General features: G+C 59.0%; 22 protein-coding genes. 9 read left to right on the forward strand and 13 right to left on the reverse strand.

The window, feature by feature from the left end; translation table 11 throughout:
* Positions 1-125: 125 nt before the first annotated feature.
* The 5 genes from GOW16_RS15970 to GOW16_RS15990 all read right to left on the reverse strand — a co-directional run bounded on the left by GOW16_RS15970 (position 126) and on the right by GOW16_RS15990 (position 6,680).
* Positions 126-2,825, reverse strand: a complete 2,700-nt coding sequence (locus GOW16_RS15970) for a DUF2339 domain-containing protein (RefSeq protein ID WP_170416788.1) — start codon at positions 2,823-2,825, stop codon at positions 126-128.
* A 240-nt stretch (positions 2,826-3,065) separates the two neighbouring features.
* Positions 3,066-3,776, reverse strand: a complete 711-nt coding sequence (locus GOW16_RS15975; protein WP_170416790.1) for a VIT1/CCC1 transporter family protein — start codon at positions 3,774-3,776, stop codon at positions 3,066-3,068.
* 54 nt (positions 3,777-3,830) lie between these two features.
* Positions 3,831-4,820, reverse strand: a complete 990-nt coding sequence (locus GOW16_RS15980) for a YcjF family protein (protein WP_170416792.1) — start codon at positions 4,818-4,820, stop codon at positions 3,831-3,833.
* On the reverse strand, positions 4,813-5,268 hold the full coding sequence (locus GOW16_RS15985; RefSeq protein ID WP_170416794.1) for a GNAT family N-acetyltransferase: 456 nt from the start codon (positions 5,266-5,268) through the stop codon (positions 4,813-4,815). The genes GOW16_RS15980 and GOW16_RS15985 overlap by 8 nt, the downstream gene beginning before the upstream one ends.
* Positions 5,265-6,680: a YcjX family protein gene (locus GOW16_RS15990; protein ID WP_170416999.1), complete on the reverse strand. Its 1,416-nt coding sequence runs from the start codon at positions 6,678-6,680 to the stop codon at positions 5,265-5,267. Before GOW16_RS15990 ends, GOW16_RS15985 begins: the two co-directional genes overlap by 4 nt.
* Positions 6,681-6,787: 107 nt before the next feature.
* On the opposite strand from GOW16_RS15990, the gene truA reads away from it, so the two are divergent.
* Positions 6,788-7,555: a tRNA pseudouridine(38-40) synthase TruA gene (gene truA / locus GOW16_RS15995; protein WP_170416796.1), complete on the forward strand. Its 768-nt coding sequence runs from the start codon at positions 6,788-6,790 to the stop codon at positions 7,553-7,555.
* Here the strand turns inward: truA and GOW16_RS16000 are convergent.
* From GOW16_RS16000 to GOW16_RS16015, 4 genes are all read right to left on the reverse strand, one after another.
* Positions 7,552-8,490, reverse strand: coding sequence for a nickel/cobalt transporter (locus tag GOW16_RS16000; protein WP_170416798.1), 939 nt, complete (start codon positions 8,488-8,490; stop codon positions 7,552-7,554). The two genes, truA and GOW16_RS16000, sit on opposite strands and share 4 nt — an antisense overlap.
* A complete protein-coding gene (locus GOW16_RS16005) occupies positions 8,475-9,122 on the reverse strand; it encodes a DUF1007 family protein (RefSeq protein ID WP_170416800.1) in 648 nt (215 codons plus the stop codon). The genes GOW16_RS16000 and GOW16_RS16005 overlap by 16 nt, the downstream gene beginning before the upstream one ends.
* Positions 9,123-9,196: 74 nt before the next feature.
* The gene (locus GOW16_RS16010) at positions 9,197-10,003 is read right to left on the reverse strand and encodes a thioesterase family protein (RefSeq protein WP_170416802.1); all 807 of its coding nucleotides are present in this window, start codon (positions 10,001-10,003) and stop codon (positions 9,197-9,199) included.
* Positions 10,004-10,011: 8 nt separating this feature from the next.
* Positions 10,012-11,247 carry an acyl-CoA dehydrogenase family protein gene (locus GOW16_RS16015; protein WP_170416804.1) on the reverse strand — a complete coding sequence of 412 codons (1,236 nt, stop codon included), beginning with the start codon at positions 11,245-11,247 and terminating at the stop codon, positions 10,012-10,014.
* A gap of 126 nt (positions 11,248-11,373) precedes the next feature.
* On the opposite strand from GOW16_RS16015, the gene GOW16_RS16020 reads away from it, so the two are divergent.
* Entirely contained in the window at positions 11,374-12,309 is a 936-nt protein-coding gene (locus tag GOW16_RS16020; RefSeq protein WP_170416806.1) for a 2-hydroxyacid dehydrogenase, read from the forward strand.
* Between the two features lie 7 nt (positions 12,310-12,316).
* Here the strand turns inward: GOW16_RS16020 and GOW16_RS16025 are convergent, their stop codons facing one another.
* A complete protein-coding gene (locus GOW16_RS16025) occupies positions 12,317-12,673 on the reverse strand; it encodes a hypothetical protein (RefSeq protein ID WP_170416808.1) in 357 nt (118 codons plus the stop codon).
* 175 nt (positions 12,674-12,848) lie between these two features.
* Here GOW16_RS16025 and GOW16_RS16030 point away from each other — a divergent pair, with 175 nt between their 5' ends.
* The 3 genes from GOW16_RS16030 to GOW16_RS16040 all read left to right on the forward strand — a co-directional run bounded on the left by GOW16_RS16030 (position 12,849) and on the right by GOW16_RS16040 (position 15,136).
* Positions 12,849-13,682, forward strand: coding sequence for a bifunctional allantoicase/(S)-ureidoglycine aminohydrolase (locus GOW16_RS16030; protein ID WP_170416810.1), 834 nt, complete (start codon positions 12,849-12,851; stop codon positions 13,680-13,682).
* Between the two features lie 89 nt (positions 13,683-13,771).
* Positions 13,772-14,095 carry a hypothetical protein gene (locus tag GOW16_RS16035; protein ID WP_170416812.1) on the forward strand — a complete coding sequence of 108 codons (324 nt, stop codon included), beginning with the start codon at positions 13,772-13,774 and terminating at the stop codon, positions 14,093-14,095.
* A gap of 54 nt (positions 14,096-14,149) precedes the next feature.
* Positions 14,150-15,136: a type I glyceraldehyde-3-phosphate dehydrogenase gene (locus GOW16_RS16040; protein ID WP_170416814.1), complete on the forward strand. Its 987-nt coding sequence runs from the start codon at positions 14,150-14,152 to the stop codon at positions 15,134-15,136.
* Between the two features lie 94 nt (positions 15,137-15,230).
* On the opposite strand, the gene GOW16_RS16045 is transcribed toward GOW16_RS16040, so the two are convergent.
* Positions 15,231-15,719 carry an ureidoglycolate lyase gene (locus tag GOW16_RS16045; RefSeq protein WP_170416816.1) on the reverse strand — a complete coding sequence of 163 codons (489 nt, stop codon included), beginning with the start codon at positions 15,717-15,719 and terminating at the stop codon, positions 15,231-15,233.
* A complete protein-coding gene (gene puuE / locus GOW16_RS16050) occupies positions 15,716-17,134 on the reverse strand; it encodes an allantoinase PuuE (protein WP_170416818.1) in 1,419 nt (472 codons plus the stop codon). Before puuE ends, GOW16_RS16045 begins: the two co-directional genes overlap by 4 nt.
* A gap of 161 nt (positions 17,135-17,295) precedes the next feature.
* Between puuE and uraH the strand changes: the two genes are divergently transcribed.
* Complete coding sequence (uraH, locus tag GOW16_RS16055; protein ID WP_170416820.1) at positions 17,296-17,652, forward strand: hydroxyisourate hydrolase; 357 nt, start codon at positions 17,296-17,298, stop codon at positions 17,650-17,652.
* 33 nt (positions 17,653-17,685) lie between these two features.
* Here the strand turns inward: uraH and GOW16_RS16060 are convergent, their stop codons facing one another.
* A complete protein-coding gene (locus GOW16_RS16060; protein ID WP_170416822.1) occupies positions 17,686-18,609 on the reverse strand; it encodes a LysR family transcriptional regulator in 924 nt (307 codons plus the stop codon).
* A 96-nt stretch (positions 18,610-18,705) separates the two neighbouring features.
* Here GOW16_RS16060 and GOW16_RS16065 point away from each other — a divergent pair, with 96 nt between their 5' ends.
* The 3 genes from GOW16_RS16065 to GOW16_RS16075 all read left to right on the forward strand — a co-directional run bounded on the left by GOW16_RS16065 (position 18,706) and on the right by GOW16_RS16075 (position 25,971).
* Positions 18,706-19,929 carry a urate hydroxylase PuuD gene (locus GOW16_RS16065; protein WP_113791601.1) on the forward strand — a complete coding sequence of 408 codons (1,224 nt, stop codon included), beginning with the start codon at positions 18,706-18,708 and terminating at the stop codon, positions 19,927-19,929.
* A 214-nt stretch (positions 19,930-20,143) separates the two neighbouring features.
* On the forward strand, positions 20,144-21,892 hold the full coding sequence (locus GOW16_RS16070; RefSeq protein WP_254429810.1) for an autotransporter assembly complex protein TamA: 1,749 nt from the start codon (positions 20,144-20,146) through the stop codon (positions 21,890-21,892).
* Entirely contained in the window at positions 21,889-25,971 is a 4,083-nt protein-coding gene (locus GOW16_RS16075; protein WP_254429811.1) for a translocation/assembly module TamB domain-containing protein, read from the forward strand. Before GOW16_RS16070 ends, GOW16_RS16075 begins: the two co-directional genes overlap by 4 nt.
* Positions 25,972-25,977: the final 6 nt, after the last annotated feature.

The raw sequence follows: 25,977 nt of genomic DNA on the forward strand, positions 1-25,977 counted from the left end.
GAAGCGGTCAGTGCGAAGTCTCAAGCACCTTTGCCCGGCGTCTCGCGATATCAGAGCGCCGGGGATATAATTCGAATAATGATGGCCCAACGGTCATGCATGCCGGGCTTATAAGGCGCCAACGCCTAATGGTCCAGTGGTTCCGGGTCCTGCGGCGAATGGCGCAGCTTGGCCCATCGATTCAGCCACGCCAGACCGGCCAACGCGAGGCCTAATGCCAGCAGCGAGAACACCCGAATAAGGCCGCCCAAACCCGCGATATCGACAAGGAACACTTTAGCCACCGCAAGCCCGATGACGGCCAGTCCCGCCTTGCGCATCATGTCCGACCGGCGGGCGAGAGACTGGTAGAACAGCGCGGCACCGATGACCAACAAGGCCATCGTATAGGTATAAAGCTCGGGCTGCGATACGCCGTTGCCTTCGTACATACCGCTGGCCCCCTGCCAGACATGGCGAATGGTCAGTCCCAGCCAGACGGCACCCAAGGCAGTCGCCAGACCGAGGCAAACCTGTTTCCAGCGAGGATGCAGTGCCGGCAGCCAAGCGGCTGACAGGGCCAATACAATTGCAGGCAATAGATAAGCTATGGCGAGGGTATTCAAAACGGGCAACCCAAGCACCGGATCAGCTTGCGCATTCAGCAATGGGTTCGCCTCAGTCAGTGCTTGCACCAAGCGAATTACACCATGTGCCGCAAAGAACAGTGCCAGAGCGTAGCGCACATAATTCAGTTTACCACCCAGCTCGAACCGCCGCACCTGCGCACAGGCCAGCAGCAGCCAGATCAGGGACATAAGCCCCAGCCCCCAATGGCTGTCATGGGCTCCACCGTCGCCAAATTCTTCGAGCCAGCGCAACAATAGCAAGGACAGCAAGATACCAGCCGTTGCCCAGGCCGCGCTTTCCAATAGCAACACGACGACCGGGCGGTCTAACGGACGCAGGATGACCCAAGCTGCCAGAAAACCAGCAGCAGCGATGACATAGACCATAGCCATTTCTGCGACCGGTGCCGAAATTGCCCAGTCCAAACCGGGATTCAGGACAAGCCGGAGCGTTACAGTCAACACGCCAGCCCAGATGAAACACCCCATTGGCGGAAGGCCGAAGCGTCGGTCCAGCACAGCCGCGGCCACGACCAGAGCGACGAATGCAATGGTCAGGGCAGTTGAGCTGAGGACAATCACGCAGGCAAATGTCAGGCAGGACAACGCCGACAAGGTTGCCAAGGCCGCCCGCAACCGGTTTTCGCCGTCCGCCCGTGCGAAGCGCTCGGCCAACACAACCATCATCACCGCCAATGCGACCGCATGCAGCGCCCAGGGATAGGCCCCGATTACCTCAGCAGGATGCCACCCAAGTTCAAGCGCAATTGCCAGCACAGGCGCAAACATAGCGGCCCCGCCCGCCCAAACCGCTGCATATTCGGTTGCGCGGAAGGATCGCCTGGCCGCAAGCCCCGAGATCAGAGCACCTAAGGCCACCAGCAATGTTACCGTCCAGGGGAAATCCGCCTCCGCGGTTTCGGCATAGGTTTTGGCGAACCTGCGCGCGACAGCGCCGTTGTCCCACCCATGGACCAGTACATACCAAGTCAGCCCGGCGGCAGGCAGCACAGTCAGATCCTGCAAGGCCCGCGCGTTGCCGGCCCACGTCAGCAATGCAAGTGTCAGCCCTACCAAGAGCATAACACCCAGCCAGAATTCGCCCTCCGAATCCGCCCAGTGTATTGACAGGATGACTGTGCTGACGGTTACCGCACCAAATGCAAGCCGGGTCGGAAACTCTGGCCACTGTAGGCCTTTTGAGGTCGCGATGATCTCGCTAATCATGCGCCCCTCATGATCTGGCCAGATCCGCCGAACGGGGATCGCGATCGCGACAACCGCCAATGCAGTCACGCCAACAAGATACTCTGGTTCGGTCATCGGCGCAGTGAGTACCAACAAAAGGCTAGAGGAATAAGCTCCCGCCAGCGTCAGAACGGATATCCACGCCCAGCGTCGCACAGTGTCGATGCCCAAGCCAAGGACAGCAATCACAAAGAAGTACCCGTACAACCAGCCGGGGTTCGTCGAGGTCCCGCCCACCACGAAGGGTGACGCAAACGCACCAATCAAGCCGACCGCGGCCAGCAGAGGACCGTGGAACCAACCCAAAACAAGCCCGACAAGCGCAACGGCGATCATAGCAATCAGCGCCGCTTCGGGGCCAATCAAGTCGTATAGCTGCCTTGCTGCCAGCAAGCCACCGAACAGCGTCACCAGCCCGGCCCCGGAAAAGACCGATGGCAGGTAAGCCGTGGCCGCAGATTCGTCATCGCCAAATTTCCTGCGGATCACTTCACCCGCACCGATCAGTGCAGCACCGAAGATCAAGGCCGCGGTGACGCGCATTGTTGGTGACAACAGCCCGCTTTCGACCCCGTATTGAACCAGGAATATGCCCGCCAGCGCCAAAGACAGGGCAGAAACCGCGTAGAACCAGTTCTCGCGCAGCCACGCACCTAATGCGGCAATACGGTCGTCCCTTGCCGTCTCGGGTGCAGGCGCCTTTGAAGGCTCTGGTGCAGAAGTCTCCTCATCTGCCACAACTTCGGGTGTGTTTGCTTTGGCTGCCGGCCATGGAGAGCTCTTTTTGTCATTCTCCAACGGCGGTTCAGGTGCCGCCTCTTGCGCTGGCAAATCGCCCCCTTGTGCGCGGATCTGCAGTTCAAGCTGTTCTACCCGACGGCGCAGGCGAACCTGCGAAGCCAACAGAACAAGAATGGCCACAGGGATGGCCAGGACAATCAATCCTACGAGTACGAGCAGGGATTCCAATTGAAGCCTCCGGGCGAGTGTGCTGACAACCTAGCCGGGTGTCGATCTGCGCAACAGTCCGAAAAATAAAGTTTTTTGCCAGTGGCACAGTTCAGAACCGCTCGGGCCTTAATTCCGTTCCGAATTTCATCACCGGGTCATGACCAGCACAGCCCAAAACGAATAAAAGTCGACGCTGGATCCAAATTCGGTTTTTCAATACCTACCTGCGACGCTACGCGCCCTGCGGGACTTTGGCCCCTAAGGATGGAACAGAGACCCAACAAAATATGCCATCAGCGCCGCTGCACCACCAATCACAAAAGTCTCAAGACCTGATCGCCACCACTGTGCCAGCGACCAACGGCTTTTTGAGGCACCGATGATGAAAAACACCCCCATGGTCATAACAGCAGACACCTGAAATGCCCGGTCCACCGACAGCAGAAAAGGCAGCAACGGGACCATGCCAGCCACAAGAAAGGCTAAAAACGTCGCGATCGCGGCCTTGAACGGGTTTGGGTCAACGCTGCCCAACCCGTATTCCCCTTCGATCATTAGATTGATCCAGTTGTCGCGGTTGGCAGTGATGGCGTCTGTCGCCTCATCCAGCACGCTTCCCGACAGGCCCTTTTGCGTCAAAATCGCACGCACTTCATCCCGCTCACCCTTGGGGTACAGCCTGATGTGGCGCTCTTCGATGGACCGGATGCGGCGGATATTGTCCAGTTCGGCCTTGGTGCCCGAGTAGTTACCGGCCGCCATGGAAAACCCATCCGCCAGAACATTAGCTAACCCCAGCGCAACGACGATAAATGGCGACAGGCCCGCCCCGGCGACACCCGCCACAATTGCAAACGTAGTTACGGACCCATCGATCCCACCATAGACCACATCCCGCAAAACACCGCGCCCCGGTGGGGCGTTTATGCGTTCGGCAATCTCTTGCTGGCTGTGTCCGTGGTCGGTCATGGCGGGCTCCGACACAAATTTGCACGTCCGCCAGCCGCAGAACCTTGCGTCAGGTCAAGTTTTGGAAAACAGGCCTGCCAAAGCGCGTTTGATGATGCCGCGGGTAGACGGCTTGTGCCGATCCGAGAACGGCAGCGGACGGCAGACCTCCATCGCGGCGACTCCGACCCCTGCGCTGAGCGCGCCGTTGACCAGCCCCTCGCCAAACCGGCGCGACAGCTTGCTGAGAACAGATCCGCCCAGAACCGGCTCCAGCAGATCGTCGCCAACGGCCACAGCGCCGGTGGCCACAAGGTGTACGAAAACAGCCCGTGTCAGACGCCAACTGCCCAGAAATCCTGCGCGCCCGCCATAGATTTCAGCAATTCGCCGGATCATACGCAGCGAAGCGGCCAGCGCAGTTGCCACATCCGCAAGCGCCAAGGGCACCAATGCTGTCACAGTAGCAACCTGCCGCGCGGCGGCCTCAACCTCCCGGCTGGCAGCGGCATCCAGTGGGGCCAGCAACTCATCCTCGGCCAGAGTCAGCAGCCCAGATGCGTCGAATTGCTCGTCGATCCGTTCGGACAGCCTGTCGCGACCCCAACGGGTTTCCTCGCGCCCTTTGTAGAACGAGATCAATCGGTTGGTGACCGCGCGTGCCTGTGCCAGATCATCCTCAGCCAACGCAGTATCCGCCGCGTGACGCATCCCGTCCACGCGGGACAATCGCCCGATTGCGGCCAACTCGCGCACAGCGATGATCAAGGCCACCAGCACCAGGGCTGCAAACAAACCCGTTATCACCCAGCCCAGAATGGGCGCGCGCAGAATTAATGAGTTCACAAAGTCCCACGCTGCCACGGACACCACGGCCCCAAGCGCGGCAAGTGCCAAACCCCAGAACCAACGCGACAGAGCCGAAGGTTTGCGCGCCGCCAAGCGCGCCGCTCCCTGCATCGCCTGACCCTGAGGCTGCGCGATATCTGGTACCGGGGGCGCTTGCGACACGTCAGCCGCGGGTTCATCGGCGTCAAGATCAATCAGAACTGGTCCCTTAGCCATTGGCTGCTCCTTCACTGTTCCAGACATACTTGATGTCCGGGAGGTTCTCGTCGTTGTCGGCGCCATCACTGCGTGCGACCTCGACAAAACCGTTGCGTTCGTAAAACCGACAGGCGGAATGGTTTGCCTGAAACGCGAACAGAGATAATTCGGACTGGCGGGATTTGGCATGTTCAAGCAATTGCCGACCGACGCCCTTCCCGCGCGCGTCAGGGGCCAGGTACAGTGAATGGATATCGTTTCCGTTGAGTGCCAGGAACCCAACCACCCCTTGATCCGTTTCGGCAACGGTCATCCATTCCATTTCAATCATACGGCCACAAAACGAAATGGTTTCCGCACGCGAATGCAGTAACGGCATCCATTCGTTTTCCCGGGCGAAGCCATGCAAAATCTCTCCGGTGGCACCGGCATCCGTGCTGCGGGCAGGGCGAAGGATGACAGTCACAGCCGGTCTCCGATCAGGAACTGAGCCGCACGGTCCAGCCGGATATGCGGCGGGCCGTCGCCGGGGCGCAGGGTAAGGTGTGCAGGCGCGAAGGCCATGAATTCGTAATCCTCACCCAGCCAGCCGTCGGACCCGTTACGCGCCGGACCGAGCAGATGCGACGGGTCTTCGGGCAGATCTCCGGGATAGAAAGCCGCCTGTTTGCCACTATCCAGCAGCGTACCCCGGACGCAGGGCAACTCGGCCCCATTGTGGGTGCGAATTTCCTCGGTCGTGGCCCTTAGTGAGGCCAACGATAGCGCCGCCGTCTCAGCCCCTGCAAAGCTGGCGCGGTCGCGCGCCTCGCGGGTCAGGGCCTCCATGATATTGGTCAGGCGGTGATGTTGCAGGTGGTGCAGATGATCAGCCTTGGTGGCGGCAAACAGGATGCGCTCGACCCGTTTGCCCAGCAGCAACTGGCTAAGCCATGCATTTCGTCCGGGCCGGAACGCCGACAGGATATCGGCCATCGCGCGGCGCATATCCTCGACCGCCTGTGGCCCGTTATGGATCGCGCCCAGCGCATCCACCAGAACCACCTGACGGTCGATCCGGGCGAAATGATCGCGAAAGAACGGTTTCACGACCTTAGATTTATAGGCTTCGTACCGGCGGGCCATCTCGCGATGCAGGCTGCGACGGGGACCATGGCCATCAACCGGCAAGGGCGCGAATGTCAGCACCGGGGATCCGGCCAAATCGCCCGGCAGCAGGAACCGCCCGGGCGTGCAGTCATAAAACCCGGCGTCGCGCGCAGCGTTCAGATATGAAGCGAATTCTTGGGCCAGTGATTGTGCTTTGGGTTCATCATGGCCTTCGGATGGATCAATGGCCTTTGCCAGCGACAGAAAGGTCGTAGCCTCATTGCGTTTGGAGATGCGCTCAAGCGTTTCCTGCGACCAGTCCTCATAGGTTTTGTCCAGCAGTGCCAGATCCAGCAGCCATTCGCCCGGATAGTCCACGATATCCAGATGCACAGTGCGCGGTCCCTGCAGCCCCGACAAAAGCCCGGCGGGGCGGGCTTTGAACGACAGGCGCAGCTCTGACACGGCACGCGTACTGTCCGGCCAATGCGGTTGAGGCCCGGTCAGCGCCGCCAGGTGATTTTCGTAGTCAAACCGGGGAACGGTATCATCCGGTTGCGGCTGCAGGTAGGCCGCGTTGATCCGCCCTTCCTGCTGCGCCACGAGGCCGGGCATCCGCCCGCGATCCAGCAGGTTCGCGACCAAAGACGTGATAAACACCGTCTTGCCCGATCGCGCCAACCCGGTGACGCCCAGTCGGATCACCGGCTCAAACAGTGCCTCAGACACGCGGTCGCCCACGGATTCGACGCCACGCGCCAGACTGTCTGCCAGAGTTGAGATGACCAAACCGTCGCCCCGCTTTTTTCGTTTCCCCCAAGATAGGTAGCGGCTGTCGGACATACCAGCGCTTTCCCGCTCTTGCCCGTTGCGACGCGGCACGCTACCAGCAGCGCATGCCTAGATACGCGCTAAAAGTCGAATACCAGGGAGAACCGTTTGCCGGATGGCAGCGGCAAAAGGATTTGCCTTCCGTTCAGGGCGCAATCGAGCAAGCTCTTTCACGCATTCAACCCGGCGATCACACCATCGCAGCGGCCGGGCGCACGGATGCTGGTGTGCACGCCTTGGGACAGGTCGCGCATTGTGATCTGATCAAGGATTGGGACCCTTTCCGTTTGTCCGAGGCGCTGAACTATCACCTTAAGCCGCAACCCGTGGCCATCGTTAAGGCCGCACTGGTGGATCATGACTGGCACGCACGATTTTCTGCGTTGGAACGGCAGTACCTGTTTCGCATCCTGATGCGCCGCGCCCCGGCGACCCACGAAGCCGGGCAGGTCTGGCAGATTAATCATCAGTTGGACGCCAGCGCGATGCAGGCGGGCGCGGATATGCTGATCGGGCGGCATGATTTTACCACGTTCAGATCCTCGATTTGTCAGGCCGCAAGCCCGCTCAAAACGCTGGATGAGTTGCGGATCGAGGAAGTCGAGGGCTTTTCCGGGCCAGAGATCCACTTCCACGTCCGCGCCCGGTCATTCCTGCACAACCAAGTGCGCAGCTTTGTCGGAACACTGGAACGTGTCGGCGCAGGCGCATGGTCGCCCGAAGATGTGCGGGACGCACTTGAGGCTGTTGATCGCGCCGCCTGCGGGCCGGTATGCCCGCCACAAGGTCTGTATCTGGCACGGGTTGGGTATCCGGAGCCGGTCTTCGACTAAATCGCACGCAGCAGCAAACCGCTTGCGATCACGGCGATCAGCAGTCCCGCAACCAGCTCAATCGTCGGAGCCAGGATCGAAGCAAATCGCGTCGCCGAAGCCGAGGCCAGAAGCCCCCCACGTAGTCCGAACGACGTCCACCCTACCAAAGTCGTGACGGTTGCTGTGCCCAGCGCCATCGCGAAAGCCCCGGCAATGCCAACCATTGCGATGCCCATTTGCCAGGTCAGGATCAGCACGAACAAAGCACCGGTACAAGGGCGTGCGGCAATTCCTGCGATCAGCACCGCGGCCTCGCGCAGGCTGCCGACTTGAGCCACCTCTTCGGCTGTGGGGCCGTGGCGGTGCCCACAATCGGCGCAGACTTCGTGATCATGGTCGTGGTCGTGGCTATGGTCGTGATAGTGGTCATGGTTATGATGGCGAAGTTTTTCGCTGCGCTGACGTTTCGCAAAGCTGCGAATGGACCGAAAGATCAACCACAACCCAATCGCCGCGATGGCGCCATAGCTGATCGGGGCCATAACCTGTTCGGTGGCACCGATAAGGCTTTCCCGCGACATTTGGAACACCAGTACCCCGGCATAGACCAGAACCACTGCCGTCACCGCCTGCCCCAGGCTGGACAACAAGCTGATCGCGGACAGGCGCAGAAAGGCAACGTTGCGACCCAGCCCGTAACCGCCGATCAGTACTTTGCCGTGGCCAGGACCGATGGCATGAAAAAAGCCATAAGCAAAACAGACTGTCAGCAGCGTTGCCACGGCCTCGGGCTGTTCCGCACGTGCGGCACGCAAAGCACGGGCGATCTGGTTCTGGAATTCTCGCTGCTCACCAGCAGCCCAAGCAGCCAAATGGTCAAAGCCACCGCTGCCCCAAAACCACAGCAACAGACCAACGGCGATGGCGACAGGAACAATCAGGTACTTGGACATGAAAGGCGGATCTCGGACGCAAAGTTTTCCCCGACCAGCGGGATATCGTTTTCCTCAAGGTCATAATCGGCATCAAGGGTCAGCAGAAATGCCTGCATTTGCGCCAGTTGCCCATCAATATCCGCATCAATCCGGCTGATCTGACAAGCGGCTGGCCCGGACACTGTAACCGGGCGAGTCACTTCATAAGCTGTGTAGTAGGATTCATCATAGGCTTTTGCGAGAACGGCGGTTGCGGGCACCCCGTCCCCTTCCACAGCACGCAGATGGGTAGTCACGATGCGTCCATCCTCGGTGGTGGCTTTGGCTTCCATCGGTCTCGACAATACGACCGGCGCGCCATCAGCGAACACCACGAGATCGCCGTTATATCCTTCGACCCATTGGGCATCAAAACCGGAGAGAAACTGTTCTTCGCTCTCGGTCAGGATGCCATCAGAATCCTGGTCCAGCTTCATGTCTTCCAATTGAAACAACGAAAAAAGCTCGTCATATGCCCACGTCACCCTGACGTGGGTCAGCTTACCGCTTTCGTCCACAATGAATTCCAGCCCCGTGTCGATAAAGACGTGCGGATGAGCCAGTGCCGGAACCGGCAGGCAACACGAAAGAAGGGGTATGAGCCATCGCATAGGCGGAAGATAGGGGCTTGGCCCGTGCACGGCAACTTTGTTTATCGTTCAATTGCAAGAACCGGCCAAACCGGTCACCTGGGCGGAAACAGAACCAGAGTCTGCAACGCTGTTCCGATCGGGCCTTCCGTATCAAACAGAACTGATTGCGACATTCCTATTCCCGACGGTTGCCAATGGGATACCGATTGAGAGGCGAGCCACTCTGATGTGGGTTCGCGGTGGATCTGCACCGTCAGGTCCGTGTTCATGAACCCCATCTCGGACGTCGGGGCATTCCACGAAATCCCGTTCCCGCAATCCGCCAGTGGGCAAAGCGCCTGAATTGGTGATTGCACCTCGCCTTCCAACAATGTCGGTGTGCGCATCCAGATCGTCTTTGGGCCCGCTTTCTGGTTACCGCCCTTGGGGTAGAGAATATCCGAGTGGTTTGCGAACCCCGGCAGGTCGTGGCGTGTTTCGCCAATTGGGAACGGGCCTGTCACAGCGTTCTCAAGCTCGGGCGTCGACAGCGTGACGTTGGGAACCGGCCCCAAATCACGCCGCACCATGTGCATTGTGGTTGCCGTGGCGCACAGTGTATCGTCCAGATCGTGCACCGTAACACGCGTTGTAGCCAACGTCTTGGTATGGCGCGTGGTTTCCGCTGCCACACGCAGACCCGCCAACGGTAGGGGGCGCAACAGGTCCACCGTCAGCCGTGTCAGCATCTTTTCCGACCCAACCTCGGTCTCAGCCGCACGCACGATCAGCCCGGCCACCGGACCGGCATGGCAATGTTCCGCAGACCAGGGTCCGCGTGCGGGGTCGTTGCCTACAAAAGCTCCGTCCGCCCGAACATGGAAATAGGCGTGCTCATTCAGATCCGGTTTCAGCACCATTTCAGACCTCAGACATTTTCCTGAGTATGCTTCTTCAGTTCAGCCCGCGCCACCTGACGACGGTGCACCGCATCCGGCCCATCCGCCAAACGCAAAGTACGCACATGCGTCCATGCCGTAGCCAACGGAGTGTCTTGGCTGACCCCCTGTCCACCGAACATCTGAACAGCTTCATCAATGACCTTCAGCGCCACCCGCGGGGCAACGACCTTGATCTGGCTGATCCATGGGGCTGCGGCACGGGCGTCGCCCTGATCCATGTACCAAGCGGCCTTCAGGCACAGCAGGCGCGCCATCTCGATCTCCATCCGGCACTCGGCGATGATATCGTAATTGGCCCCCAGCTGCGCCAACTTCTTGCCGAATGCCTCGCGCTGCATCGAACGTTTGCACATCTGCTTCAGCGCCGATTCAGCCTGTCCGATTGCACGCATGCAGTGGTGAATGCGACCCGGGCCAAGCCGCCCCTGAGCAATCTCGAATCCGCGCCCTTCGCCCAACAGGATATTCTCTGCGGGCACCCGAACGTTGGTAAAACGAATATGCATGTGTCCGTGCGGAGCATCATCGTGGCCATACACCTGCATCGGTCGCAGAACCTCAATTCCCGCCGCATCGGCAGGCACAACGATCATCGATTGCCGCTTGTGCTTGGGTTGCTCGTCGCCCGCCGTTTTGACCATGACGATATAGACCTTGCAGCGCGGGTCACCCGCCCCCGACGACCACCATTTTTCACCGTTCAGAACATAGTCGTCCCCGTCCCGCACACAGGACATCGACACGTTTGTGGCATCCGATGACGCCACATCGGGTTCGGTCATCAGATATGCCGACCGAATGTCGCCATTCAGCAACGGTTTCAGCCACTGCTCTTTCATCTTGTCCGTTCCATAGCGCTCGAACACTTCCATGTTGCCAGTATCGGGGGCGGAGCAGTTGAATACCTCGGCCCCGAGGGGCGTCTTGCCCATCTCTTCCGCGAAATAGGCATACTCCACGGTGCTCAGACCAAAACCTTTGTCGCTGTCGGTCAGCCAGAAGTTCCACAAACCTGCTGCCCTGGCTTTTGCTTTCAACCCTTCGAGGATTTCCGCCTGTCGCTCGGTGTATGCCCAGCGATCACCCTTGTCGATTTCGGCCTGATATTCTTCTTCAAGCGGCATGATCTCATCCCGGATCATATCTGCCACGCGTTGCAGCAGCGCGCGGTTTTCTTCGCGCAGGCCGAATGACATGTTCATGAGCTTTCCTCCTCGGGCTCAAAGAGCGGGCTTTACCTTTGACCAGAGAATGACTTAGCTGCCGACACGATGTCTAGCTATGTGACGGGACGTCAATTCAATCAATTGAAACTGCGGGGGTGATTCATGGCGCTGCTGATCGAAACCGGGCTGTCTGACTGGATAAGCGATGCGGAAATTGCCGATACGATCCGGAAAATGCTCCCTGGCGCGGATGTGCGCACGCCGGATACGATTGGAGATACTAGCGAAATATCCATGGTCGCTGTTGTCGGCCTGAGCAACGACCACCCAAAACGACTGCCAAACCTGCAACTGGTGCAGAAGCTGGGCGCGGGTGTTGAAACGATTGTCAGCAATCCGCATCTGCCGGAACACGTCCGGATCGCGCGACTCAAGCCCGATGCGCCGGCGCAGGGAATCGCCGAGTGGTTCGTCGCCTATATCCTTCACCGTCAACGAAACATGGCGTTTCACGAGGCCGCGCAGCGCAATTCAGAATGGTTGCCCAAAGCGCCGGTTTTCACTCCAGACACAGTTGTTGGCGTGTTGGGACTGGGTCATATCGGCGCCCGCAGCGCCAAGATGTTGCGCGCCATTGGATTTCAGGTCATGGGGTGGAGCCGGTCCCCGAAAGAGATCGAAGGCGTGACCTGCCTGCACGGCGAGGATGCGCTGCCAGTGCTGCTGGGCCAATGTGACCATGTCTGCGCCATTCTGCCATCCACACCGCAAACCATCGGGTTGTTCGACGCACAAATGTTGGCGGTAATGAAACCCGGCAGTCAGTTACTGAACGCCGGGCGCGGTGATCTGATTGATGAAGACGCGCTGATCAAGGCGCTGGATCAAGGAACGCCCGGCCACGCTGTTTTAGACGTAACCAGCAAGGAACCTTTGCCCACAGACAGCCCGCTTTGGACACATCCCTGTGTCACGATCACCCCGCATGTGTCGGGCTGGCATCTGGGGGAAGCACTGGCCGACGTGGCCGATAATTTCCAGCGCCTGTCCGCAGGAACGCCCTTGCTGCACGAGGTAGATCGCGCGCGCGGTTACTGAGTCAAATTCAAGGCGTCAGAACCCAGTTCCCGTTGGCATCCCGGCAGTTGCGGGTTCTGACTTCACGCGATTGATCAGCACCTGCGGGAACTATGAAATGTTGAAGATGCACGCAATTGTCCCGGACCTCGCGCACCCGGACAGTGCCCTTTGACCCCGTGTCACTATTAGACCAAGTGCGCTCAGTTCCGACCTGCGGTGTTCCATCTGCCAGCATCGCATTGGTCGTGTCGTTAACGACGCTATAGTCCTCGGGGCTCAGCCCCATTTCCGCGATGATTCTCGAAAGTGACTTGGCCTGAGCCAATGAACTTGCGCCAATCAAAAGGGCCGCTGCAATCAGGGGGGAAATCCAGGCTTTCATGATCTTCTCGCCTTGCTGAAATAAGTTTGACCTCAAGACTATACCGCCGGGGGACGGGGGCCAAGCCCCGCTGGCCGACCTTCAAATAATACCGAACAAACCTATCGCGACTCGGGCGCTAGGCCCGTCGCGCCAATCCCCTCATAGTGCCTCAAACACGAACCAGAGGCATAAAATGGCACAGCCCTCCTACTACGCGCCCACAGGCGGACACCCCGGACAAGACCAGTTGTTGACCGACCGCGCCATGTTTACCGACGCCTATGCGGTGATCCCAAAAGGCACCATGCGTGACATCGTCACCAGCAACTTGCCGTTCTGGGAAGGCACGCGCCTTTGGGTCCTGTCCCGGCCCCTCAGCGGATTTGCCGAAACGTTTTCGCAATACATCATGGAAGTTCAACCCGGCGGCGGCAGCGATCACCCTGAAACCGATCCTCAGGCGCAAGGCGTTCTCTTTATTGTCGAAGGCGAAGTTACCCTGACATTAGATGGCGCTGTACACCTCCTTGATACCGGCGGATACGCCTATATCCCGTCGGGATCGGATTGGACCCTGCACAACCGTGCCGAAAAAACCGCGCGATTCCATTGGATTCGCAAAGCTTACGAGGCCGTTCCCGGCCTACCCGCGCCCGACCCGATCATCACCAATGAGCGGGATGTATCACCCGTCCAGATGCCCGGCACCGAAGGGCGCTGGTCCACAACCCGTTTCGCTGACCCGCAAGATTTGCGCCATGACATGCACGTCAATATCGTCAATTTCGAACCTGGCGGCGTGATTCCCTTCGCGGAAACTCATGTCATGGAGCACGGGCTCTATGTGCTTGAAGGCAAGGCCGTCTATCGGTTGAATCAGGATTGGGTCGAGGTCGAAGCCGGCGACTACATGTGGTTGCGCGCCTTTTGCCCGCAGGCATGCTATGCGGGTGGGCCGGGGCGTTTTCGCTATCTGCTTTACAAGGATGTGAACCGGCACATGCCGCTGACGTTGTCCAAACGCTAGGCTTTTAAACGCTTTTTTTCGGCCAGGGGTTCACAGAACCCCGTGAATCTGGTGAAATGACAGCGGTTTTTAGCACTGGAGATTGTTCAATGGTACTGCGTGTAACGATGCTGGCACTGGCAGCTGCAATTGGTTTGACGGCATTTGATGCAACGCCTGTAGCGGCAAAGGAAGAAACCAAGCAGGTGACTGTCCTGAGCCGTACTTGGGCTGTAACACAGGTCTCGGACGCTCCGGTCATGTACCGCGCGACCCGTGACAACAATAACCTGAATCCCTTTGGCCCTCCGCCCCGCCTGCGCACCCTTCAGGCCATCGCGGCCATTCAGCAAGCAACCGGATGCAAGCCGATTGTCGCCAGCATGTACCAGAACATTTCGGGCCAGTTCTTTTCTCAAGTCAGCTGCAACTGACCACGGGTCAGAACGGGCATTGAGCTATCGGCATCACGCTGCCATAGCTAGCGCATGAAACTTGCAATCAACGGATTCGGCCGTATTGGCCGCACGATCCTGCGGCAGCTGCTGGCTTTGCCGCAGGTCACGGATGTCGAACTGGTTCTGATCAACGACATCGCCCCGCTTGAAACCTGCGCCTACCTGTTCAAATATGACAGCACGTTCGGCCCCTACGCCGGAGCGGTAGAACAGGGCGACGCTGCAATCCTAGTCGATGGGCGCACTATCCCAATGACGCACAGTCCCAATCTGGCGCATGTCGATCTGTCCGGTGTCGACGTTCTGATGGATTGCACCGGTGTTGCCCGAACCTCGGACGTAGCAAGCCAGGGCCTGACTGCCGGGGCTAGAAAGGTGCTGATCTCGGGCCCTTCACCCGCAACCGAAATCACTATTGTTCTGGGCGCCAACGAAGACCAGTTGGGCAACGCGCGTATCGTGTCCAATGCATCCTGTACGACCAACGGGCTTGCTCCGCTGGTGAAAGTGCTGGATCAAATCGGCGGGATCGCGTCTGCCCACATGACTACAATCCACTGCTACACGAACAGCCAACCCATGATCGACGCGCCACGCGGTGATCTGGCCCGTTCGCGTGCAGGCGCACTGTCGATGGTGCCAACCACATCCAGCGCGACCCACCTGATCGACGACGTCATGCCACATCTCGCTGGTCGGATCTCGGGTGCTGCAGTACGAGTCCCAACGGCCAGCGTATCCGCCATTGATCTGGTGGTAACGCTGGAACGTGGCATGTCGCCTGAGTTGTTCAACACCGAGCTGCGCACGGCTGTTCAGGCATCGCCCGTGCTGGGGTGGACGGAATCCCCTCTGGTCTCGTCAGACCTGCGAACGCGTCCAGAGTCACTGGTTGTTGCGGGCCCCGAGACGCGAATGGTCGGAGAGCATCAGGTCCGCGTGTTCGGCTGGTATGACAATGAATGGGGATTTTCAGCGCGTATGCTGGACGTTGCCCGGCTAATGACAGATAGCTGACTTTGCGCGGACGCAGCGAGCGGGCTTGCCCGCGCGCTGCCTGGCCCAACAGGTCTCAAGCATCTTTGATGCGCTGGGTCCGGGCGGGAGCACCCTACCCCCCGATGATCTCAAACGGAGTATCGAACCAGAACTCTTCCAGATTTGAGCCCTCACCAATCCGATCGATCACGGCGAACAGTCCCGGCCCGTGCAAAGGGGTCAGCACCCCATGCCAGGTGCCGCGAAAATAGTTCACACCCTGCCCGGGCCTGGTCACAAACGCCTGTGGAAGACCCGGCTTCCCGCCCTCATCCGGGGCCACGACAACCAAAAACGGCCGTTGTGTCATTGGGATGAATGCCTGACTGCCGTCAGGGTGACGCTCAACCATGTCCAGCTGGTATGGAAATGCTCGTGGGTTAGTATTGAACAGGCTGATCCCTGCGCGCCCGTCTGTGAAATCCAGCCGCGCCAGGTCGTGATATCGGCCACATTGCCCCTGATTGATGATCTTGTCCGGATCCCCGGTCACTTCGATCACATCCCCAAACGGGGCAAATGCCGTGGCCGTCAGCGGCGCGGTCGTAACGCGCACTGTCATGAGGGCAAAACGTCCCGCAACCGGAATTCGGCGATCCGCTCGACCTGACGGCACGCTTCAGCGAATTCGGTGTCCCAGTCCTGTTCGATCCTCCGTTGAAACGCCTGCAGGATCGACGCCTTGTCATGATCACGCACGGCAATGATGAACGGAAAGCCGAACTTCTCGGTGTATTTCTGATTCAAGTTCGTGAACATCGCACGCTCATCATCTGTCAGAGCATCCAGCCCTGCTGAGGCTTGCTCGGACGTGCTTTCCTGCGTCAATCGCTTGGCCTGCGCCAGCTTTCCGGCCAGATCCGGGTGCGCGGTTAGGACGCCCATCCGTTCTTCCGCAGAAGCGGAGCGGAACATGCGGGTCAGGGCGTTGTGCATCCCACCTGCCGTATCATGGGCGGGTCCCAATTCCAACTCATACGCCCGTTCGGCAATCCAGGCGGAATGCTCGAAGATGCCACCATACGCAGCTACGAACGCGTCGCGATCCATCCGAGTAGGTTTCGGATGCGATACCGCCGGATGATGTTCTGCCCAGTGCTCGGCGATCTGCAACCGTGTCGCAAACCAGACATCGGAAAAGCCGCGCGCGTATTCCAGAAACCGTTTCAACGCCATCACCCGGCCCGGTCGTCCGATCAGGCGGCAGTGCAAACCGATCGACAGCATCTTGGGCGCTCCGGCCTCGCCCTCGGCGTAAAGCGCATCAAAGCTGTCCTTGAGGTAAGAATAGAACTGGTCACCCGCGTTGAAGCCTTGCGGTGTGGCAAAGCGCATGTCGTTGCAATCCAGTGTATAGGGCACGATCAACTGATCCCGCCCACCGGTCTGCATCCAGTACGGCAAGTCGTCCGCATATGTGTCGGCCACATAGGCAAAGCCACCCTCTTCTGCCACCAGACGAGCAGTGTTTTCCGAACAACGCCCCGTGTACCAACCGCGCGGACGTTCCCCGACGACTTCGGTATGTAGGCGGATCGCCTCGGCAATCTGTGCGCGCTCTTCATCTTCGGGCATGTCTTTGTGTTCGACCCATTTCAGGCCATGGCTGGCAATCTCCCAGCCCGCAGCCTTCATCGCAGCCACCTGATCCGGCGAGCGGGCCAGAGCTGTCGCGACACCGTAGACCGTGATCGGCAGATCCTGCATCAACCGGTGCAACCTCCAGAATCCGGCGCGCGCGCCGTATTCATAGATCGACTCCATGTTCCAATGGCGTTGGCCCGGCCATTGGGCGGCCCCCACGATTTCAGACAGGAAAGCCTCGGACGCCGCATCACCATGCAGCACGCAATTCTCGCCGCCCTCTTCGTAGTTCAGCACGATCTGAACGGCCAGTTTCGCACCGCCCGGCCACTTGGCGTCTGGCGGGTTGGCACCGTAGCCAATCATGTCACGAGGATAGCGAGGGGGCTGCATGGCATCTTCCATTCTTGATCTTTTGAATAGCCTTACCCCAGAAACACGCCAATGATTATCAAATCAATCCGAACGCTGTTTCCGGTTCTTTCGGCATTTCCACTGTGTCAAACTTTGCGCCAGACTGTGACAAAGCAAAAGATATATCTAAGGAGAGACCCGTGGCTGGCTATCTGACGACCCATGTTCTAGACACTGCGCGCGGCTGCCCGGCTGAAGGGTTGAAAATCGCACTCTATAGGGTGTCGGGGAATTCCCACCGCAAAATCGTCGAGATGGAGACCAATTCGGACGGGCGCACTGACAGCCCGATCCTGCCACAGGACTCGTTCAAAACCGGCACCTATGAGCTGATTTTCTTCGCCGGTGACTACCTGCGCGCATCGGGTCAAGCTGCCGATGACCCGCTGTTTCTGGATCAGGTACCGATCCGGTTTGGCATGTCTGATGCCGAGGCACATTATCACGTGCCTCTGCTGCTTTCCCCTTACGGCTATTCGACCTACCGGGGCAGCTGAACCTCGGGATAGGGCTGCCGCTAGGCGGCAGCTTTAGGTGTCAGCAATTTCCGAACCACGCACGACCTTGCCGATCCGTGCAATCATGAAATCCATGAACAAACGCGCCTTGGGGTCCTGATGGCGGCGATGTGTGTACAGGCAGGCCATTTGCACAGACACCGGTGGCGTTTCGACTGCGACACGAACCAGACGCCCTGAGCTGAGGTGTTCTGCCACCTCAAAAACCGGCTTCATCGCGATCCCCTGCCCTGACAACGCCCAGTCTGTCAGCACGTCACCGTCGTCACATTCAAACCGACCAGAGACTGCGAAGCGCTTGGGACCGTCGGGCGTTTCCAATTGCCACTGAAATTCGGTCGCACCGGGAAACCTCAGATTCAGACATTCATGGCGTTGCGATACCAGGTCCGCGCCCGTTTCTGGCATGCCTCTGCGTTCGACATAAGCCGGAGCGGCACAAAGAACGCGCTGACAGTCGGCAATCTTGCGAATGCGCAGGGTGCTGTCTTCGGGCTGGCCGATGAAAAAGGCCAGATCCAGACCCTCGGTCGTCAGATCAACAGATCTGTCAGTCAACCGCAAACGCACATCGATCTCGGGATATTCCTTCAGAAAATCAGGTACATGTGGCGCCAAAACCCTGCGCCCCACCCCTAGCGGGGCTGCCACGAACAACGATCCCCGTGGTGCCTCAGTCAGATGGACAACCTGAGCTTCGGCATCGTCCACCGCATCCAGAACGGCCACAGCACCGGGATAGAACGCACGCCCCTGTTCCGTCGGGCTAAGGTTGCGCGTCGTCCTTTGAAACAGGCGCACGCCCAGATGATCTTCTAGCTGAGATATCCGTGCCGACGTCACTGCAGGCGAGATTCGCAGGTCTCGCCCGGCGGCAGACATGCTGCCAAGGTCATAAACCCTGACAAAGGTGCGGATGTTGTCTAGATAGGACATCTTTTCGTTTTTTTTGATACAGTTTGACAATATCAGGGAATACCGAAGAAAGTACCCTTTGCCTAGTGTGACGGCAACCAATCGGAGAGCTTTCTCATGTACGACTTCGCCGTTTTCTGGGACTGGATGGCATTCGCCGTGCGCTGGCTGCACGTCATCACCGCTATTGCCTGGATCGGATCCTCATTTTATTTCATCGCGCTGGACCTTGGCCTGAACCGCGACATCCCCGGCCCGGCGGATGGCGAGGAATGGCAGGTGCATGGCGGCGGTTTCTATCACATCCAGAAATATCTGGTTGCGCCCGAACGGATGCCGGAACACTTGGTTTGGTTCAAATGGGAAAGCTATGCGACCTGGCTCAGCGGCGCCGGATTGCTGATGATCGTCTATTGGGTCGGCGGGGAGCTTTACCTGATCGACGCGCAGAAAGCCGATTTGGCACTGTGGCAAGGTATTCTGATCTCGGCGGCGTCGTTGACCGTCGGCTGGCTGATCTATGATTTCCTGTGCAAGTCGGGTTTGGGTGAACGTCCTACCCTGCTGATGGTGCTGCTGTTTGTGCTGCTGGTTGTTATGGGCTGGGGCTACAATCAGGTGTTTACCGGTCGTGCGATGATGCTGCACCTAGGTGCCTTCACGGCCACGATCATGACAGCCAATGTTTTCTTCATCATCATGCCGAACCAGCGCATCGTGGTGGACGATCTGAAGAACGGGCGCACACCCGATCCGAAATACGGTAAGATCGCCAAGCTGCGTTCGACGCATAACAACTACCTGACGTTGCCAGTCGTGTTCCTGATGCTGTCGAACCACTACCCGCTGGCCTTTGCGACCGAATACAACTGGATCATCGCGGCTCTGGTCTTCCTGATGGGCGTGACCATCCGGCACTACTTCAACACGCGCCACGCGCGGGCAGGCGATCCGACCTGGACATGGCTGGTCACGGCACTGTTGTTCATTGCGATCATGTGGCTGTCCACCGCCCCGATGTACAAACCTCTGGAAGAGGCTGAGGCGCAGCCGCTGACCCCATTTGAACAGAAGTACGCCGCCGCAGATGGGTTTGAAGAGGCTCATGATGTCGTTCTGGGACGTTGCTCCATGTGCCACGCACGCGAGCCGGTTTGGGAGGGTATTTTGTGGGCGCCCAAGGGCGTGTTGCTGGAAACCGAAGGCGACATCGCCCGCAATGCACAGCAAATCTATCTGCAGGCGGGGGTCAGCCACGCGATGCCCCCAGCGAATGTCACATATATGGAACCCGAGGACCGCGAGGCAATCATCCGCTGGTTCCGCAATGCTGGTTCCTGATCCCGAAACCGATCAATCACACACTCCGCAAAATTCGCGTGACGCAGGATTTGCTCTTTTCCTGCAAGACCTCTGATGTTCTAAGTTGAAACTAATCAGCCGTTGCTTTTCACAAACGGCGAATGTGATTTCGAGTTGGGGCAGTTGGAGCTATCAGATGCCGGGGAGCAGGCCGCGCGCCTTTTTGAAGAGATGCCTTCTCGGCGCGATTGTGATGACCCTGCCGACCGCTTTGGCCGCGTTGGAAACTTCCCTAACGGCTCCGGGTGCTTCAAAAGAGCTTGTCGAGCGGATGGAGGAAACCTCTTCGGTTGCAACAGCCGAATCCAGAGGGTTGGACACTCCGCTTGAAATCCTGTCGGCGGCGCTCTCTGATTATCGCACACTCGTTCAGATTCTTTACGACGAAGGGTATTTCAGCCCGGTTGTCAGCATCAAACTGGACGGCCAAGAGGCCGCTGATATCAGCTCTCTCAGCGTACCAGCCCAGATCAACCGCGCGGTTATCACGGTCAACACCGGCCCCAAGTTCACCTTCGGCGAAGCCATCGTACGGCCGGTAGCGCCCGAAACGGTACTGCCCGAGGATTTTGCAGTCGGCAAGCTCGCGACCACCGGCGCCATCCAACAGGCCGCATCCGCAGGTGTACAGGGGTGGCGCAACGCCGGGCATGCCAAGGCCGAAGTCGAAGGTCAGAAAGTCATTGCCCGCCATGTTGAGGCCAAGCTGGATGCCGAGATCGACCTTGAACCCGGACCGCGCCTGAGATTTGGCAAGATGTTCATCAAGGGCGACACCGATGTACGCCACCGGTCGATTGAAAAGATCGCCGGATTTCCGGCAGGCGAGGTTTATTCGCCCCAGAAAATCCAGAAGGTCGGCACACGACTGCGGCGAACCGGCACCTTTAACGTGGTTTCGATTGAAGAACGCGAAACGCCTAACCCCGACGGCACATTGGATTTCGACGCCACGTTTGAAGATCTGCCAAAACGCCAATTGACCTTTGGTGCCGAGATCGCATCGCGTGACGGGATAGACGTGACCGCGACCTGGACGCATCGAAATGTGTTCCGGCGTGCTGAACGGCTGCGGTTCGAAGTGGCTGTCCGCAATATTGGCGGTGCCGAGGATATCGACGGCCGTATAGGTCTGCGTCTGGATCAGCCCGACCGGCTTGGTCCCGATGACAACACGTTCTGGAACGCTCTGCTGGAACGGCGAAACACCGAAAACTACAATGTCACCGTTGCGTCGCTGGCCTATGGGGCCCGGCGCACATTCTCAGACCGGCTATATGCTGAGGCCTCGGCCGGGTTCCAATGGTCCAGTGCGGACGACGCTTATGGGGATGACCGCAGGTTTCGATATTTTATCCTTCCACTAAGGTCGGAATGGGACGAGCGCGACAGCAAGGTCAGCGCAACGCGCGGCTTTTATCTGGACGCACAGATCACGCCCTTTGCCGGTCTGTCCGAAACTGAAAGCGGCATTCGAATGTTTTTTGATGGGCGTGGCTACACCAGCTTGGGCACGGGCGGCAGGTTGGTTCTGGCCGGCCGCGTGCAACTTGGATCGGTGCTCGGACCGTCACCGGACGGTGTAACGCCTGACTTCCTGTTTTTCTCAGGCGGTGCCGGAACGGTTCGAGGCCAACCCTACGAAAGCCTTGGCGTTCCTGTTGGCACCGGTATTGCAGGTGGTAAATCTTTCCTAGGTCTCTCTGCAGAGGTGCGCGGCAAAGTCACCGAAGCCATATCCCTGGTTGGATTTTATGACTACGGTACCGTTGACACATCCTCATTCATCGGCAGCGGCGCAGAATATCACGCGGGTGCCGGGCTTGGGGTCCGGTATGATCTGGGCGGATTTGGTCCGTTGCGGCTGGATCTGGCCGTCCCAGTGCAGGGTGACACCGGCGACGGATTGCAGTTTTACATCGGGATCGGACAAGCATTTTGATTGGACGTCGCGCATATCCGTTATTGATCTCGGGGCTGATGCTGTCTGCCCCTCTGCCACTTGCCGCGCAGGAGGCAGAAGGCGGCAGCATGCTCGAGCGGTTCCTGCAGGACACGCTGTCGGGTGACGACCAGAACGTGACCGTCAAGGGCCTGCAAGGCGCGCTGAGCGCCCGCGCGACGATCGAGGAAATCACCGTTGCCGACGATGAGGGCGTCTGGCTGACCATCAAGGACGCCGAGCTTGACTGGAACCGCCTCGCGCTGATCAGAGGCCGGTTCTCGGTCAACGCTTTGACCGCGCAAGAGATCGACATTGCTCGCGCTCCTGGAACGACAACCAAGGAAGAGCCTCCTGCTTCGGCGGAGACGCAGCCGTTTCAACTGCCCGAGCTGCCGGTGTCTATCGAAATCGGTGAAATCCGCGTGGACGACCTGTCTCTTGGCGAGCCACTGATTGGCGTCGCCGCCGATCTGAGCGTGACGGGAAACCTGACGCTGGCGGATGGGGCGCTGGACTCCAATCTGGACGTGATCCGACTTGACCGCGCGGGCGATGAGATCAAGCTGGCGGCTGGCTTCCAGAATTCAACAAGGGAGATCAATCTGGATTTACAGGTGAACGAGGCGTCCGGTGGTCTGATTTCCACCGCGCTGAAAATCCCTGACAGCCCACCGATTGGCCTGACGGCCAAGGGCGCTGGTCCCCTGACTGACTTTACCGCAGATATCGGGCTGAGCAGCGACAACCAGATGCGCGTTACCGGGCAGGTTCAGCTTCAGGCGGCCGAGGGTGGAGCGGCGGACGGCATCGCATTCACCGCGGATCTGAATGGCGACCTGACACCATTTCTGGGAGAGGACGTCGATCCGTTCTTCGGTCCAAAATCGCGGCTTTACGTGGATGGTCAGACCAAGCCAGAAGGCGCGCTGGATATCTCGGATCTGGAGCTTACCACACAGGCGCTGGACCTGAAGGGCGAGTTGCAACTGGGCGAAGGAGGCACATTGCAACTGGCTGCGCTGCAGGGGCGCATCACGCCGCCGGACGGGGACGCCGTCGTTCTGCCGGTTGCAGGCGGCGACACGTCCATTAAGGCGGCGCAGCTTTCGGCCTTGTTTGACCGCCAGAACGGCAACCTTTGGGACCTTAGCCTGACAGCCAACGAGTTTTCATCTCCGCAGGCAAAGTTGAGCGATGCCCGGATTACCGCTCAGGGCACCCTGGATCAAGGAGACGTTCTGACGGTCGATGGTGACGTTCAAGCCGTGGTTGACGGACTGGACATGGCCGATGACGCGCTGACCACGGCGTTAGGTAAGCAGATCACACTTGATGGCCAGTTCGACTATAGCAGCGATCAGTCCCTGAACCTTTCGGGGTTCGAGCTTGTGGGGTCTGATTACACTCTGGCGCTGGACGCGCTGATCTCAGGTCTGACCAGCGGCTTGACGGTCGACGGAACGGCCAAGCTGGACGCAACCGACCTGTCGCGCTTTTCGGACCTCGCCAAGCTGGATCTTGGTGGGCAGGTCTCGGCCAGCGTGACCGGTAAAGGTTCACCGCTAGAGCGCAGTTTTGACGGCAAAGTTGTGGTTCAAGGCCGCGACTTGTCTACAGGTCGTGACGATATCGACCCGGTAATTGCCGGAGAGACCACGATCACTCTGGACGCCAGCCGCGGCACAGACGGCATTACGATCCGCGAATTCGATCTGGACAGTGAGGCCGCCAAGGCCGTGGCCAGCGGCGTGGTAACAACCCCGGACGGCAACCTGACGATTGATGGGCAAGCCCGGATCAACGCATCGGATTTGACTGTCTTCTCTGGTTTGGCAAAACGCGACCTCGGTGGGTCCCTGCAGGCAACCGTGAACGGCAAAGGCGCGCTACAAACGCTGGAGTTTGACGGTACCGCCAGTGTAATTGGTCAGAATATCAAGACCGGAATGACCGATATCGACCCTCTGCTAACGGGCAGAACCGAGATTGAATGGGACGGTGCCAGAACCGCAGACAGTATCGAGATCCGCAGCGCGTCGGTGAATGGGCGCGCCGTGACCGCGCACGTTCAGGCAACGATAGACGATCCCACCCGCGATCTGTCGGCAAATGGCCAAGCACGGCTAACCGTGCCGAACCTGTCCTTGTTTTCCGGCCTGGCAAGGCGCGATCTGGCCGGGTCGGTCAGGGCCAACGTAAAGGGCAACGGCACAGTGTCGACCCGGGCCTTCGACGTTCAAGGCAACCTGGATGCCAATAACATTCAGACCGGCATCGAGATCGTGGACAAACTGATCCAAGGTCAGACAACCTTGGCCGTCGATGCGCAGAACGGCGAAGAAGGTCTGGATATCCAAACGTTCCGCCTGAACGGCACGGCCATAACCGCGACGGCCTCGGGCAAGATGGACCGTCAGTCCGGCGGGTTGGATTTCACTGTCAAGCTGGATGATCTGGCGCGGGTGTTGAACACGATGTCCGGTCCGCTGACTCTGGACGGAAATGTCGCCCCAACATCCTCTGGCGTGGAAGGCACCGTCAATTTGAACGGCCCCGACAGCTCGTACGCCAAGCTTGCCGGGGCGGTGGACAGCGACGGTTCGGCGGATCTGGACTTTGACGCCAAATTCAACCGGATCGAGCGTTTTGCGCCTGAGTTTCCTGGTACTGTGTCCGCCAATGGTAATGCCAAGCGCAACAAGGGCGTCTGGACAATTGACGCGCAGGCCGAAGGACCCGCCGAAATTAACAGTAAAGTCTCGGGCACATTCGATGAAAGCTCAGGACAAGCGAACATGAAGGCTGTTGGCGGCGTCAATCTTGGCATCGCCAACATCTTCATCACGCCGAACAAGATCGATGGCAGTGCCCGTTATGACCTGACCCTGTCAGGCAAACCCGCGCTTGAATCCCTGTCCGGGTCGATCACGACCTCCGGCACGTCACTGGCCGTTCCCGGCGCGGGCCAAACAATCACAGGCATCAGCGGATCGGTCCAATTGGCAAACAGTCGCGCCACGATTTCCCTGAGTGGCGGCCCACGGGCGGGTGGCAATTTCACAGTAAGCGGACCCGTAGACCTTTCGCCGCCATTCAATGCCAATATCACGACAGCTTTAAACAGCGTTGTACTGACCGATCAGCTGCTGTACGAAACCACGCTCAACGGACAGATTGCGATGACGGGGGCGCTGGCTGGTAACAGTTCAATCTCGGGTCAGATCACCTTTGACGAGACAAATATCAACCTCGCGGCGGCGTCAGGCGCCGTGGGCGCGGCGCCAATCCCGGATATCGTGCACGTCAATGAAAGCAGGGCGGGCTATGTGACCCGTGAACGCGCGGGTCTGGTCGAAAAAGAAGACGGTACAAAAAGCGATTCCCGTATCGCGCTGGACGTTAGCCTTTTGGCCCCGAAGGCCGTTTTTGTCCGCGGGCGGGGCGTCAACGCAGAACTGGGCGGAAGAATAAACATCGGCGGCACCACGTCCTCGGTCGTACCATCCGGTCAGATTGAGCTGATCCGTGGTAGCTTTGACATTCTGGGCCGCAGGCTGGCCCTGACCAAGGGTATTGTCACGCTGCAAGGGGACCTGACGCCCTATATCGAATTCGAATCCTCGACCAGCACGTCGGACGGCACCGCAACGATTGAAATCGCCGGACCGCTGGACTCACCCGAGGTCGACGTTTTCTCCGATCCAGAGCGTCCGGCTGAGGAAGCACTGGCAATGCTGTTGTTCGGCAACCGTTTCTCGGAACTGTCGCCTTTTGTAATCGCTCAGATGGCCGCTTCACTGGCGCAACTCAGCGGCGCAGGCGGGGACGCGACCAAAGGTCTGCGCGATTCGACGGGCGTTGACACAGTGGATATCGGGGTATCCGAAGGTGGCGCAGGCCGGTTGGGTGCCGGTGCTTACCTGAGCGATAACCTCTACACCGATTTCACCGTCAATACCGAAGGCGACACTGAGGTGAACCTGAACCTGGATGTGACGGACAATTTCACTGTGAAAGGCACCGTTGACGGCCGGGGTGAAACCGGGGTTGGGATCTTCTTTTCGCGCGACTACTGAGAAAGC

Origin of the sequence: Ruegeria atlantica (assembly GCF_013033965.1) — a bacterium.
Lineage (GTDB): Bacteria > Pseudomonadota > Alphaproteobacteria > Rhodobacterales > Rhodobacteraceae > Ruegeria > Ruegeria atlantica_D.